This window comes from Arthrobacter sp. YD2 (assembly GCF_030410475.1).
GTDB lineage: Bacteria > Actinomycetota > Actinomycetes > Actinomycetales > Micrococcaceae > Arthrobacter_B > Arthrobacter_B zhangbolii.
On record NZ_JAUHHB010000003.1, the window covers coordinates 391,557 to 404,401 of the forward strand.

The 12,845-nt window shown below is 65.4% G+C and carries 9 protein-coding genes and 1 pseudogene; 5 read left to right on the top strand and 5 right to left on the bottom strand.

Translation table 11 applies throughout. The annotated features are described in order from the left end of the window. The first annotated feature begins 39 nt into the window (after window positions 1-39). The 4 genes and pseudogenes from QWJ37_RS12795 to QWJ37_RS12810 all read left to right on the top strand — a co-directional run. Window positions 40-1,122, top strand: a complete 1,083-nt coding sequence (locus tag QWJ37_RS12795) for a sugar-binding protein (protein ID WP_227904160.1) — start codon at window positions 40-42, stop codon at window positions 1,120-1,122. Window positions 1,123-1,287: 165 nt separating this feature from the next. Beyond that, window positions 1,288-2,376 carry a Gfo/Idh/MocA family oxidoreductase gene (locus QWJ37_RS12800; RefSeq protein ID WP_290245466.1) on the top strand — a complete coding sequence of 363 codons (1,089 nt, stop codon included), beginning with the start codon at window positions 1,288-1,290 and terminating at the stop codon, window positions 2,374-2,376. 208 nt (window positions 2,377-2,584) lie between these two features. Then, the gene (locus QWJ37_RS12805) at window positions 2,585-4,054 is read left to right on the top strand and encodes a glutamate--cysteine ligase (RefSeq protein ID WP_290245467.1); all 1,470 of its coding nucleotides are present in this window, start codon (window positions 2,585-2,587) and stop codon (window positions 4,052-4,054) included. Between the two features lie 183 nt (window positions 4,055-4,237). Continuing rightward, window positions 4,238-4,630: pseudogene (locus QWJ37_RS12810) on the top strand (Hsp20/alpha crystallin family protein); the annotation flags it as partial. 367 nt (window positions 4,631-4,997) lie between these two features. Here QWJ37_RS12810 and QWJ37_RS12815 read toward each other — a convergent pair. From QWJ37_RS12815 to QWJ37_RS12830, 4 genes are all read right to left on the bottom strand, one after another. Beyond that, entirely contained in the window at window positions 4,998-5,963 is a 966-nt protein-coding gene (locus QWJ37_RS12815) for a bile acid:sodium symporter family protein (RefSeq protein ID WP_290245468.1), read from the bottom strand. 150 nt (window positions 5,964-6,113) lie between these two features. After that, window positions 6,114-7,349 carry an NADP-dependent isocitrate dehydrogenase gene (locus QWJ37_RS12820; RefSeq protein WP_227904152.1) on the bottom strand — a complete coding sequence of 412 codons (1,236 nt, stop codon included), beginning with the start codon at window positions 7,347-7,349 and terminating at the stop codon, window positions 6,114-6,116. A 175-nt stretch (window positions 7,350-7,524) separates the two neighbouring features. Continuing rightward, window positions 7,525-9,138, bottom strand: a complete 1,614-nt coding sequence (purH, locus tag QWJ37_RS12825) for a bifunctional phosphoribosylaminoimidazolecarboxamide formyltransferase/IMP cyclohydrolase (protein WP_227904151.1) — start codon at window positions 9,136-9,138, stop codon at window positions 7,525-7,527. 551 nt (window positions 9,139-9,689) lie between these two features. Further along, on the bottom strand, window positions 9,690-10,667 hold the full coding sequence (locus QWJ37_RS12830) for a DUF559 domain-containing protein (RefSeq protein WP_290245469.1): 978 nt from the start codon (window positions 10,665-10,667) through the stop codon (window positions 9,690-9,692). 136 nt (window positions 10,668-10,803) lie between these two features. Here QWJ37_RS12830 and QWJ37_RS12835 point away from each other — a divergent pair, with 136 nt between their 5' ends. After that, the gene (locus tag QWJ37_RS12835) at window positions 10,804-12,156 is read left to right on the top strand and encodes an MFS transporter (RefSeq protein WP_290245470.1); all 1,353 of its coding nucleotides are present in this window, start codon (window positions 10,804-10,806) and stop codon (window positions 12,154-12,156) included. 91 nt (window positions 12,157-12,247) lie between these two features. Here QWJ37_RS12835 and purN read toward each other — a convergent pair whose 3' ends face one another. Next, a complete protein-coding gene (gene purN / locus QWJ37_RS12840) occupies window positions 12,248-12,817 on the bottom strand; it encodes a phosphoribosylglycinamide formyltransferase (RefSeq protein ID WP_227928858.1) in 570 nt (189 codons plus the stop codon). Between the last annotated feature and the right edge of the window lie 28 nt (window positions 12,818-12,845).

Genomic DNA, 12,845 nt, shown 5'->3' on the forward strand with positions numbered 1-12,845 from the left:
GGCATTACTCACAGCACCGCTATCAAGAAAGAGAACACCATGCGTAAATTCGCAAAGTCCTTCGCCGTTGTCGCAACGGTGGCAGCATTGTCGCTGTCCGCCTGCGGCCGCTCCGAAGAAGCAGCATCCGAATCCGAATCCGGTTTCGGTGAAGGTGCCGCCATCGGCGTTGCCCTGCCGCAGAAGACCTCCGAAAACTGGGTCCTCGCCGAATCCCTGTTCAACGACGGCCTCAAGGAAGCCGGCTTCGAAGGCCAGGTCCAGTTCGCCAACGGCGGCGTCTCCGAACAGCAGAACCAGATCAGCTCCATGATCACCAACGGCGTCGAGGTCCTGATTGTCGGCGCCATCGACGGCAGCCAGCTCGGCTCGCAGCTGCAGGAAGCCAAGGATGCCGGCATTACCGTCATCGCCTATGACCGCCTGCTGACCAACACCGAGAACGTGGACTACTACGTGGCCTACGACAACTTCAAGGTCGGACAGCTGCAGGGCCAGGCGCTGCTGGACGGGCTGAAGGAAAAGAAGCCCGAGGGCCCCTACAACATTGAACTGTTCGCCGGATCCCCCGATGACGCCAATGCCCAGGTCTTCTTCGACGGCGCCATGGACGTGCTGAAGCCGGAGATCGAAGCAGGAAACCTCAAGGTTGTTTCCGGCCAGACGGAATTCAACCAGGCTGTCACCCAGGGCTGGAAGGCTGAGAACGCCCAGAAGCGTGCGGATACGCTGCTCTCCGCCAACTACGCCTCGGTGGAACTGGACGGCGTCCTCTCCCCCAACGACACCCTGGCCCGCGCGGTCCTGACCTCCGTTGAAGCGGCCGGCAAGCCGCTGCCCGTCATCACCGGCCAGGACTCCGAGGTTGAGTCCGTGAAGCTGATCATGGAAGGCAAGCAGTACTCCACCATCAACAAGGACACCCGCAACCTGGTGAACCACAGCATCGAGATGGTCAAGAACCTGGCCGCCGGTGAGGATGTTGAGATCAACGACGACGAGAGCTACGACAACGGCACCAAGGTTGTTCCGGCTTACCTGCTGGAGCCGGTCATCGTTACCAAGGCCAACGCCGGCGAAGCCTACGCCAACGATCCGACGCTTTCCGAGCTGGTCAAGTAAATAAGCATTACCTGAAGTAGCACTACCGCCCTCCGGGGCGGAACGGCCCGGGACCCTGACGGGGACCCGGGCCGTTCCTTTGGGACTGGCGCCGCCCCCTAGGCTCGGGCCGCTGCCCACCATAGAGTAGGGACACTCCCTGCAACGACGCGGAAGACGAGGACAATGACCGCTGTTCAACACATTCCCACCCCTCCCTGTGTGCAGCCCGGGGCCCCCAGCCCCGTCCAGGCCACCGGCCGAACCCTTCGCTGGGGCGTAGTCGCCACCGGCAACATTGCCGAACGGGTCACCGAAGACATCGCCCGGCTTGAAGATGCCGTCCTGCAGGCAGTGAGTTCACGCGGCCAGGCCAGCGCCGAGGGTTTTGCCCGGCGGTTTGGCTTCGCCACCAGCTACTCCGACTCCTCGGAGGGCAAGGGCTATGACCTGCTGTTTGCCGATCCGGACGTGGACATTGTTTATGTTGCGTCCCCGCACGCCCAGCACTATGAGATCACCCGGCGGGCGCTGGAAGCCGGCAAGCACGTCCTGTGCGAAAAATCCCTGACCATCAATGCCAGGGAAGCCGAGGACCTGATCGAGCTGGCGCGCTCCCGCAACGTGTTCCTGATGGAGGCGGTGTGGACACGGTTCCTGCCCTGCATCAACCGCATCTGGGAGCTGGTGGCATCCGGTGAACTGGGTGACATCCAATGGGTCCAGGCCGATCTGGGCTTCCCAGCCGCCTATGACCCGTCGCACCGGCTCTGGGATCCCGCTGCAGGCGGCGGAGCACTGCTGGATCTCACCGTCTACCCGCTGACCTTTGCGCTCGGAGCCCTGGGATACCCGGAGACGGTCCACGCCATCGGCGCGGTCAATGCGGATAGCGTGGATGTGCAGAACGCCCTGACGCTGGGTTATGCCTCCGGCGGCATGGCTCAGCTGACATCCTCGCTGGTGTCCTCGTGCCCGCGGACGGCGGTCATCTCCGGCACCAAGGGCTGGCTGCGCACCGGGTCCCCGCTGCACAACCCGGTGGAACTGACGATTACCCCGCATATGGGCGAGACGCGGACGGAACGGTTCCCGCAGGTTGGCAACGGCTACACCTACGAACTGCGTGAGGTGACCCGCTGCATTCAGGCGGGCCTGCTCGAAAGCCCCACCATGACCTGGGCCGATTCGCTGCGCACCATGCGCATCTTTGATGCCGCCCGCGCCCAGATGGGTGTGCTTTACCGCAACGACGAAGCAGCTGTACCGCGCTGAAGAACGCACGACGGCGGCCCCGCACCTTTTCCGGTGCGGGGCCGCCGTCGTCCCGGCGAAGGAGTTGTAAGCATCCTTGCTTATGCGTCCCGTGCATGGTTGTCTGATGTGCACCGTTGAGAACAGGCGGCAGGCTGCGGTTTTCCAGCCGTGCCGGGAATGCAGCGTGACCGCCAGGGTTTATGAGGGCCAAAGGAGCAGCAGGGTTATGGGTGCCGAAGTCACGAGCCGGACGTTCAGCAGGGCACAGCGGACCGCCTACCGGCAGCGGCTGCTGGAAAACCTGGACCATTTTGCCCATTACCTGTCCACCGCCCGGTTCGCCGACACGGCGAGCATTGGGCTGGAGCTCGAGCTGAACCTCACCAACCGGGACTTTTCCCCCGCCCTGCGCAACCAGGCTGTCCTGAAACGCATCGCTGATCCGGCTTTCCAGACCGAAATCGGCGCTTTCAACATCGAGATGAACCATCCCGCACTTTCGATCGGGCAGTTCGGACTCAAGGACCTCGAAGACGGCCTGCGAACGCAGCTGAACCGTGCTGACCAACGCGCGGAGCAGGAGGACGCGGACATCATGATGGTGGGAATCCTGCCCACCCTGACGCCCGGGTTCATGGATGGCTGGGAGTGGCTCAGCAGCGGCCAGCGATATGCCGCCCTGAACACTTCGGTACTCCAGGCGCGCGGTGAAGACGTTTTGCTGGATCTCTCCGGCCCGGAGCCTCTGTCCTTCTACGCTCAGAACATCGCCCCGGAAGCGGCGTGTACGTCGGTGCAGCTGCATCTGGAAGTCTCACCCGAGCAATTTGCACCGGCGTGGAATGCAGCGCAGATGATCGCCGCTCCCCAGGTTGCGCTGGCGGCCAACTCCCCCATCTTTATGGAACACGTCCTGTGGCATGAAACCCGGATTGAACTGTTCAAGCAGTCAATCGATACCCGGCCCCCGGAAATGCGCCAGCAGGGGGTGCGGCCCCGCGTCTGGTTCGGAGAACGGTGGATCACCTCCATCTTCGACCTGTTTGAGGAGAACGTACGCTACTTCCCGGCGCTGCTCCCGGAGCTCTCGGGCCGAGGGGATGAAACCACCTCTGCAGGTGCACCGCTGCTGGCTGAACTGCGGCTGCACAACGGGACCGTTTACCGCTGGAACCGGCCCATTTATGACCCGGGCAGCGGCACCCCCAATCTGCGGTTGGAAAACCGTGTGCTGCCGGCAGGTCCGTCAGTCATTGACGTTGTAGCCAATGCAGCTTTCTATTACGGCCTGGTGGAATACATCCGCACGGCAGACCGTCCACTGTGGAGCCGGCTTGCCTTCAAGACCGCGTCCGACAATTTCCTCTCCTGTGCCCGCCACGGGCTGGAGGCCACGGTGTATTGGCCGGGCATCGGCGAAATTCCGGTTGCTGAGCTGATTGTGCGGCACCTGATCCCGCAGGCCGCCGAAGGGCTGCGCGCCCTGAAGGTGGACCCCACGCTCATAGACCGCTATCTGGACGTTGTCTCCGAGCGGGCACGGACCGAGCAGAACGGAGCAGCCTGGCAGATCGCCACGCTTCGCCGTCTGGAGGAATCCGGACTGGCACGCAGCGCCGCGCTGGCCGAAATGTCCCGCCTCTACTGGGAGAACATGCACAGCAATACGGCCGTGCACGCCTGGCCGGTGGGCTGAGGACAGAAAAAACCGGTCCTCCCGGACCGTTTTTATCCATGTGATCTGGCACTCACTATGCCCGAGTGCTAGCGTAATTTCATCGTTGAGGTAGTGCGACTCAACCTTTATCGACCCTTCCACAATCGGCGTTTCCACCACCGATGCCCGACCGACGTCGGTGGCACAAAGGAGTTGATGAACATGGCGATGAAGTTTGATCCATTCCGTGAGCTGGACCGGGTTGCGGGCGCCCTTCTGGACCCGCGCCAGCGGCTTCGGCTGATGCCCATCGATCTGTACCGCGAGGGCGACCATTACATCCTCAATGCAGATCTTCCCGGCATCGATCCCGGCTCGGTGGACGTTGACGTGGATGGCCAGCTGCTGACCATCCGCGCCGAACGGACCATCCATACCACCGAAGGGGTGACCTGGCTGACCCGCGAGAGGGAAAGCGGCAGCTTCCTCCGGCAGCTGAACCTTGGCCAGGGCATAGATATCGACAACATCTCAGCCAAGTACGAGAACGGCGTGCTGAGCGTCTTCATCCCGGTCAGCGAGCGTTCGAAGCCGCGGAAGATCGAGGTTTCCGCAGCGTATAAGGACGGGAACACGATCTCGGGCCAGAGTTCCTCGGAGCCGGCGTCCGTTTCATCGGGCTCCGGCATGGGCGGCGGCAGTTCAAGCTCCGGCATGGGCGGCGGTTCGGGCTCGGGCTCCGGCATGGGCGGTTCTAGCTCAGGCATGGGCGGCGGTTCAGGAATGGGCTCCGGCGGCTCCGGTTCCGGCGGCTCAGGCTCGTCCGGGCCATCCTCCTCCGGCGATCAGGGTGCCGGCATCTAGCCGTTCAACTGCAAGCGAAGCAGGCCCCGGACTTCGGTCCGGGGCCTGCTGCATTTGTTTGAGGCCGCGTTTGTTCGAGGCCTGCCGCCTTTGTTCAGGGCCTGTCGCCTCCAGACAGTCAGGACACCGGCCGGCGCTGCCAGATGGCGGCCATCAGTGCGCCGGAGACGTTGTGCCAGACCGAAAACACTGCCGCGGGCAACGCCGCTTCCGGAGCGAAGTACTGTTTCGCCAAGCCGGCAGCAAGCCCGGAGTTCTGCATCCCCACTTCAATACCCATGGTCCGGCGTGACGGGATCGGCTGCCGGAACAGCTTGGCGGCGCCGTACCCCAGTCCCAGTCCCAGCGCGTTGTGCAGCACCACCGCGAGCAGGATCAGCCAGCCCGCGGTGAAAATTGCCTGGGCGCTGCCGGACACCACCGCGATCACCACAAACGTAATCGCCAGCACGGAAACCCAGGGCAGCACGGGGAGGATCCGGTCCACCAGCCGCGGCATCAGGTAGCGGATAACCAGTCCGAGCACCACCGGAATCAGGACAATCTGCACAATGGACCACGCCATGGAACCCGCGTCCACTGCCATGTACCGGCCCGCGAGCCAGAGCGCCAGCAGCGGGGTCAACAGGGGCGCCAGCAGCGTGGACACCGAGGTCATGGCCACGGAGAGGGCCACGTTGCCGCGGGCCAGATAAGTCACGACATTGGACGCCGTGCCGCCAGGAGCGCAGCCCACCAGGATCACGCCCGCAGCCAGTTCCGGGCTGAGATTCAGCGCCCAGGCGATCCCCAGGCCCAGCAGCGGCATTATGACAAACTGTGCCACCACGCCCAGCAGCACCGGAAGCGGCTGGCGGACCACCATCCCGAAATCCGGGAGAGTCAGCGTCAGGCCCATGCCGAACATAATCAGCATCAGCCCCGGGTTAATGTAGGCGGAGAGCCCGGTGAAGGGCTGCGGGAAGAAGAGCGCAATCACTCCCCCGGCAACAATAAGCAGAGGAAAAACCGTTACCGCTATGCGGGCGCTGCGCTCTTCGGCAGCGGAAACCGCCGGGGCCGGCGTAGTGGTGGAATTCGACATCCCCACATGGTGGCACCGCGGGTACCTCCGCGCTACTTATTACGCGGCCTCCGTATTAAACGACGACGGCGCGCCGCCCCGCGAAGGGGCAGCGCGCCGTCGTCGTACTCCCCCGCAGCAGGGCGGGGAAGGCGCGGTGAGGAGGGCCGGTTAGGCTGCGACCTCGGCGCCCAGGCGGGCCTTGAGGTTCTCATCCAGTGCGGCGAGGAACTCTTCGGTGGTCAGGTACGGCTGGTCCGGGCCGACCAGCAGTGCCAGGTCCTTGGTCATCTTGCCGGATTCGACCGTCTTGATGACAACGTCTTCAAGGGTCTCGGCGAAGTTGATGACCTCGGGGGTGTTGTCCAGCTTGCCGCGGTGCATCAGGCCACGGGTCCACGCGAAGATCGAGGCGATCGGGTTGGTGGAGGTGGGCTTGCCCTGCTGGTGCTGGCGGTAGTGACGGGTCACGGTGCCGTGTGCAGCTTCAGCCTCGACGGTCTTGCCGTCCGGGGTCATCAGCACGGAGGTCATCAGACCCAGCGAGCCGAAGCCCTGTGCCACGGTGTCGGACTGGACGTCGCCGTCGTAGTTCTTGCAGGCCCAGACGTAGCCGCCTTCCCACTTCATTGCGGAGGCAACCATGTCATCGATCAGGCGGTGCTCGTAGGTGAGCCCGGCTGCTTCGAACTGGTCCTTGAACTCGGCGTCGAAGACTTCCTGGAACAGGTCCTTGAACTGGCCGTCGTAGGCCTTCAGGATGGTGTTCTTGGTGGAGAGGTACACCGGGTAGTTGCGCTGCAGGCCGTACGCGAAGGAAGCGCGGGCGAAGTCCTTGATGGAATCGTTGAAGTTGTACATACCCATGGCGACGCCGCCATCTTCGTTGTACGTCACAACCTGCTGCTTGATTTCTTCGCTGCCGTCGGCCGGGGTGTAGGTCAGCGTCAGCGTGCCGGCACCGGGAACCTTGAAGTTCGTGGCCTTGTACTGGTCACCGTGGGCGTGGCGGCCAATGATGATCGGCTTGTTCCAGCCCGGGACCAGGCGCGGGATGTTGGAGATGATGATCGGCTCGCGGAAGACCACGCCGCCGAGGATGTTGCGGATGGTTCCGTTCGGGGAGACCCACATCTTCTTCAGGCCGAATTCCTCGACACGTGCCTCGTCGGGGGTGATGGTTGCGCACTTGACGCCCACGCCGTGTTCCTTGATGGCGTTGGCGGCGTCGATGGTGACCTGGTCATCGGTCGCGTCGCGGTTCTGGATGGAGAGGTCGTAGTACTTCAGGTCTACGTCCAGGTACGGGTTGATCAGGCGGTCCTTGATGAACTGCCAGATGATACGGGTCATCTCATCGCCGTCGAGCTCTACGACAGAGCCCACAACCTTGATTTTCTCAGCCACACGGTCTCCTTGTGTGTTGGTGGGCACCGGAGCATGTCTTGTGGCATGACGGAACCCGTTTTTTAGGCTTGTATTTGAGTTCAACTATGCCACAGCGCACTATCTGTGCCCTAAAACGCGGGACGGCACATTACCTGCACCGTCCCGCGTTTTCGTATGGCCTGCGGCGTATTCGCTAGTGGAAGAAGTGCCGGGCGCCGGTGAAGTACATGGTCACGCCCGCAGCGGCAGCAGCTTCGACCACTTCGTTGTCGCGGATGGAGCCGCCCGGCTGGACCACGGCGCGCACACCGGCGTCGAGCAGGATCTGCAGTCCGTCCGCGAAGGGGAAGAACGCGTCCGACGCCGCTACGGAACCGCGGGCGCGGTCCTCGCCCCCGGCGCCCAGGGTGTTGGCCCGTTCAACGGCGAGCCGGCAGGAATCCACCCGGTTCACCTGGCCCATGCCCACACCCACGGACGCGCCGTTCTTTGCCAGCAGGATGGCATTGGACTTCGCGGCCCGCACGGCGGCCCAGGCAAAGGCCAAATCGGCCAGCGTGGCCTCGTCCGCCGGCTCCCCCGCGGCCAGGGTCCAGTTGGCCGGATCATCGCCCTCGGCCTGCAGCCGGTCCGCCTTCTGCACCAGCACACCGCCGGAGACCTGCCGGAATTCGGCAGTGTTGCGGCCGTATCCGTCCGGCAGGGCGAGCAGCCGGATGTTCTTCTTCGCGCTGAGGATCTCGACGGCGGCCGGCTCGAAGTCCGGAGCAATCACCACCTCGGTGAAGATGTCCTTCACCGTTTCCGCCATGCCCGCGGTGACCGTGCGGTTGGCGGCAATCACGCCGCCGAACGCGGAGACCGGATCACAGGCGTGGGCCTTGGCGTGCGCGTCCGCAATCGGATCGGCCGCATTCGGGGACGCCACCGCGATACCGCACGGGTTCGCGTGCTTCACGACGGCGACGGCGGGCTCATCGAAGTCGAAGGCGGCACGCAGGGCGGCGTCGGCGTCGACGTAGTTGTTGTAGGACATGGCCTTGCCGTGCAGCTGGTCGGCCTGGGCGACGCCGGGCTGGCCTCCCTTCTCCACGTACAGGGCAGCGTCCTGGTGCGGGTTTTCGCCGTAGCGCAGCACTTCGGCGCGCTCCAGGGCGAGGCCGGTGTAGGCCGGCCACTTGGCGCCGTCCTCGGTGCCGTCGCCGAACTGCTCGGCCGTCCAGGTGGCTACCGCGTTGTCGTAGGCGGCAGTGTGGGCGAATGCTTCAGCAGCCAGCCGGCGGCGCTGCGCCAGGTCGAAGCCGCCCTCCGCCGCTGCGGTGACAACGTCGGAGTATTTGTCCGGGTCAACCACCACGGCCACCGACGGGTGGTTCTTGGCGGCGGCGCGGACCATGGAGGGCCCGCCGATGTCGATCTGCTCCACCACGTCATCCTGCGCCGCGCCGGAGCGGACGGTTTCAACGAACGGGTAGAGGTTGACCACCACGAGGTCGAAGGGTTCAATCTCCATTTCCTCGAGCTGGGCCACATGGTCATCCCGGCGGCGGTCGGCGAGGATCCCGGCATGGACGCGGGGGTGCAGCGTCTTGACCCGGCCGTCGAGGCACTCAGCGAACCCGGTCACCTCGGAGACCTCGGTGACGGCGACGCCGGCAGCAGCAATCTGCTTGGCCGTGGAGCCGGTGGAGACAATGCTGACACCGGCTGCGGCGAGGCCTTGCGCGAGTTCCGTCAGCCCCGTCTTGTTGTAGACCGAAATCAGGGCCCGGCGGATAGGGACACGGTCGAGGACGGGGTTGCTCACAACTGACACTCCAAGGATTCGATGAACGGCGTGCGCAGGCCGTGCGGCCCACAAGAAGTTTATGCCTTGAGCCCTCCGCCCCGCCTCGGGGCGGTGTAACACGGTGTCTCGGGGGATGAATGCGGGGCGGGGTTGGGGCGGTTGCGGGGCGTGGCGGGGTGGGGCGGGTGCGGGGTGGCGGGTGCGGGGTGCGGTGTGGCGGGTGCGGGGTGGCGGGTGCGGGGTGCGGTGTGGCGGTGTGGCTGGTGCGGGCTCCAGCGGATCGAAACGGCACGATTTACCGTTTTGCAGATCGAAACGGCACGATTTACCGTTTTCGGCCTCGAATTCGGTAAATCGTGCCTTCTCGATTCAGTGCCGCGGCACCGGGGACCCCCCGCACCGGCGGGACCGGGACCAAGGAACCGGGACCAAGGGACCCCAGGGGCCGGCGGGACCGGGATCAAGGGGCCCGCTCCACCGGCGGGACCGGCACCCGGGCCCGCTCCACCGGCGGGACCGGCACCCGGGACCGGCACCCGGGACCGGCCGGACCGGCAGCCCGGTCTGGTCTACACGGCTCTGCCGGGATACCAGCCCCGCGCACGCAAGGTACTACGGATACGTTCCTCCGTTGCTGCCCGATTCTCGGGGCGAAGGTGCTTTTTGCTGAAGCGCAGCACCACCCAGCCCAGTTGCCGCAGCCTCTCATCCCGTTCAATGTCGCGATGCCACTGGTCCGGATCCCGCAGATGGTGTTCCCCTTCGTATTCAAGGGCAATCCGCAGTGCCCGGTACTGCAGGTCCGGCCGGGACACGGGCCGCCCGCCGGCACCCATGATCCACCGGTTCACCTCCGGCTCCGGCAGGCCCGCGGACAGGATAAGCAGCCGCAGACGCGATTCCGGGGCTGAATCGACACCCGGGCGCATCAGCCCAAGTGCCGTCCGCGCCGTGGAAATGCCGCGGCTTCCCGATCTCCGGTCGATGAGGTCCTGCAGGTCCTGGACCCGGCACAGCGGATCGGGCCGGGGAAGGTAGCCGCCTCGCACCGGGGCATCCAGCCGTCGAAGCACCGAGTCGCCGGCCACCACCAGGTCAGCGACCGGGAGCAGGGCCGCGAGGTCACACCATGTCCATGCGGGAGAGGTGATCAGTATCCCGGCTATCCGTACTACGTCTTCCCGCAGGAGCGGAGCCTGATGCCCGGCAACGCCCTTCCGCCGGGGCCGTGACAACCGCAGCGGCCGGGTGAGGTGAAGCGGGCCGTCCGCTAGGCGCCGCGGCAGCCACATTCCCCACAGGGCGGCGGCGGTGGTGTGGCTGGCTACGGTAAGGCCGCCAACAGGCGCAAGCGGACGAACGATGTGCAGCAGGGAAGGCTCCACCCCCGTGACGGCACGGATGCCGTACCCGACGGCGTCGTACTCTTTCCTCCGCAGGGCCGCCGGCGGCACACCGCGTGCCCGTGCCTCCGCCACGGTGAACACGGACCCGGGCAGCACCGGTCCTGGAAGGGCCGGTTGTTCACCCCGCTGCGCGTCAGCCATGGCCCCATACTTCCTGCTTCCGCGGGTTCCTCCGGTTTTGTCCACAGGCATACGCCTGCACGCGGTACTGTTTTCCCCGACGCAATCAGCGCTCCCCTGCACCATCTTCTGCCCAGCTCCGGAAGGCCCCGCCCAGATGTCCATCACCAATGCCCTGCCCACCGGCGACCAGGTGGTCCAAAACCTGCCCTGGCGGTGGAACGTTCAGGGCCGGATCTTCCTGATCGGCGGCCTGGGCTTTATGTTCGACGCCTGGGACGTGACCCTGAACGGCGTCCTGATTCCCCTGCTCTCCAAGGAATGGGACCTGGTGCCGGCGCAGGCCGCCTGGATCGGTACCGCGAATCTGCTCGGCATGGCCATCGGGGCATTTGTCTGGGGGTCCATTGCTGATGCGATCGGCCGCAAGCGGGCGTTCTCGGCCACGCTGCTGGTCTTCTCGCTCTTCACCGTGCTCGGCGCCTTCTCCCCGGACATTGTCTGGTTCTGCATTTTCCGCTTTATGGCCGGGTTCGGCCTGGGCGGCTGCGTGCCCGTGGACTATGCCCTGGTGGGAGAGTTCACGCCCAAAAAACAACGCGGCCGGGTGCTCACCGCGATGGACGGCTGGTGGCCGGTGGGTGCGGCGCTCTGCGGAATTACCTCTGCGGTGATCATGGCGACCTTCGCCGACTGGCGGTACACCATGCTGATCATGGTGCTGCCGGCCCTGCTGGTCTTCTGGGTGCGCCGCTCGGTGCCGGAATCCCCGCTCTACCTCGTGCGCAAGGGCCGGACCGCTGAAGCAGCCGCCGTCATCGAGGATCTGATCCGGCGCACCGGCGGCGCCAAAACCGAGTGGCGGCTGCCCGAACCCGCGGAGCCGGAAAAGCTGACACTGCGCACCATGGGCACCCAGCTCGCCGACCTCTGGCGGTTCAGCACCAAAACCACCATCGCAGCGTGGTCCCTGTTCCTGACCATCCTGCTGGTCTACTACCTGGCCCTGCAGTGGATGCCCAAGATCCTCGTGGACGCCGGGTTCGCGGAATACCGCGCGTTCCTGACCACATCCGGCATGGCCGCCGTCGGACTGCTGGGCGTGATTGCCGCCGCCCTGCTGGTGGAAAAGGTGGGGCGGAAGTGGATCCTGGCAGTGACCGGGCCGCTGTCCGCGGCGATCCTGGTGGTGGTGGCCCTGGTAGTGGACGTACCCACGGCCGCCACCATCTGGCTGCTGGCCTACGGATTTGTGGTGCAGGTGGCCATTCCGGTGCTCTACGCCTACGTGTCCGAGCTCTACCCCACCGAGCTGCGCGGCAGCGGATTCGGCTGGGCGTCCACCGTCTCGCGGATTGGCGCCGGGTTCGGTCCTTTGATTTTCGTGTCGGTGCTGTGGCCGTACCTCGGGCTGCCGCTGTCCTTCGCGCTGGCCGGGGTGCTGGTGCTGCTGGCAGTACTCTGGATGGCCCGCTTCGCTCCCGAGACCAAGGGCGCCGCACTGGACTGAGCGGCCAGGGAGCCGGTGGGCCGGGTTTTCGGGGGCGCGGCACTGGACTGAGCGGCCAGGGAGCCGGTGGGCCGGGCCTTCCGGAACCCGCTCAGAGCCCTTCGCGGCTGAGGCGGTCCAGCGTTTCCAGCAGCAAACGGCGTTCCTGCACCTTGATGCGTTCGTGCAGGGTCTCTTCCGTGTCGCCGTCGAGCACCTCGACGGCCGCCTGGGCCAGGATCGGCCCGGTGTCCACGCCGGCGTCGGCCCAGTGGACGGTGCAGCCGGTGATCTTCACTCCGTAGGCCAGGGCGTCCCGCACCCCGTGGGCTCCGGGGAAGGAGGGCAGCAGGGCCGGGTGGGTGTTCAGGTAGCGGCCGTTGAAGGAGTTGATGAACTCCTCGTCCACTATCCGCATGAATCCGGAGGAGAGCACCAGATCCGGAGCGTAGGAGGCCACTTCCCTGGTGAGTGCCCGGTTCCAGTCAGCCCGCGCCGGATAGTCGCGGAAGTTCACCACAAAGGTGGGGTACCCGGCGTCGGCGGCGCGCTCCACACCGTAGGTGCCGGGCCGGTCCGAACCCACGGCGGCAATTTCGACGTCGAGCTGCCCGTCCCGGACGGCGTCCAGCACGGCCTGGAGGTTGGATCCGGTGCCGGACACAAGAACTACAATGCGCATGCGTCAACCATAGGGTGCCGCGTCGCCT

Bases quoted from the DNA above. Each gene is read 5' to 3' on its own strand.
- QWJ37_RS12835 (WP_290245470.1), top strand. From the start codon at position 10,804: ATGTCCATCACCAATGCCCTGCCCACCGGCGACCAGGTGGTCCAAAAC.
- purN (WP_227928858.1), bottom strand. From the start codon at position 12,817: ATGCGCATTGTAGTTCTTGTGTCCGGCACCGGATCCAACCTCCAGGCC.
- QWJ37_RS12800 (WP_290245466.1), top strand. From the start codon at position 1,288: ATGACCGCTGTTCAACACATTCCCACCCCTCCCTGTGTGCAGCCCGGG.
- QWJ37_RS12795 (WP_227904160.1), top strand. From the start codon at position 40: ATGCGTAAATTCGCAAAGTCCTTCGCCGTTGTCGCAACGGTGGCAGCA.
- QWJ37_RS12805 (WP_290245467.1), top strand. From the start codon at position 2,585: ATGGGTGCCGAAGTCACGAGCCGGACGTTCAGCAGGGCACAGCGGACC.
- QWJ37_RS12830 (WP_290245469.1), bottom strand. From the start codon at position 10,667: ATGGCTGACGCGCAGCGGGGTGAACAACCGGCCCTTCCAGGACCGGTG.
- QWJ37_RS12815 (WP_290245468.1), bottom strand. From the start codon at position 5,963: ATGTCGAATTCCACCACTACGCCGGCCCCGGCGGTTTCCGCTGCCGAA.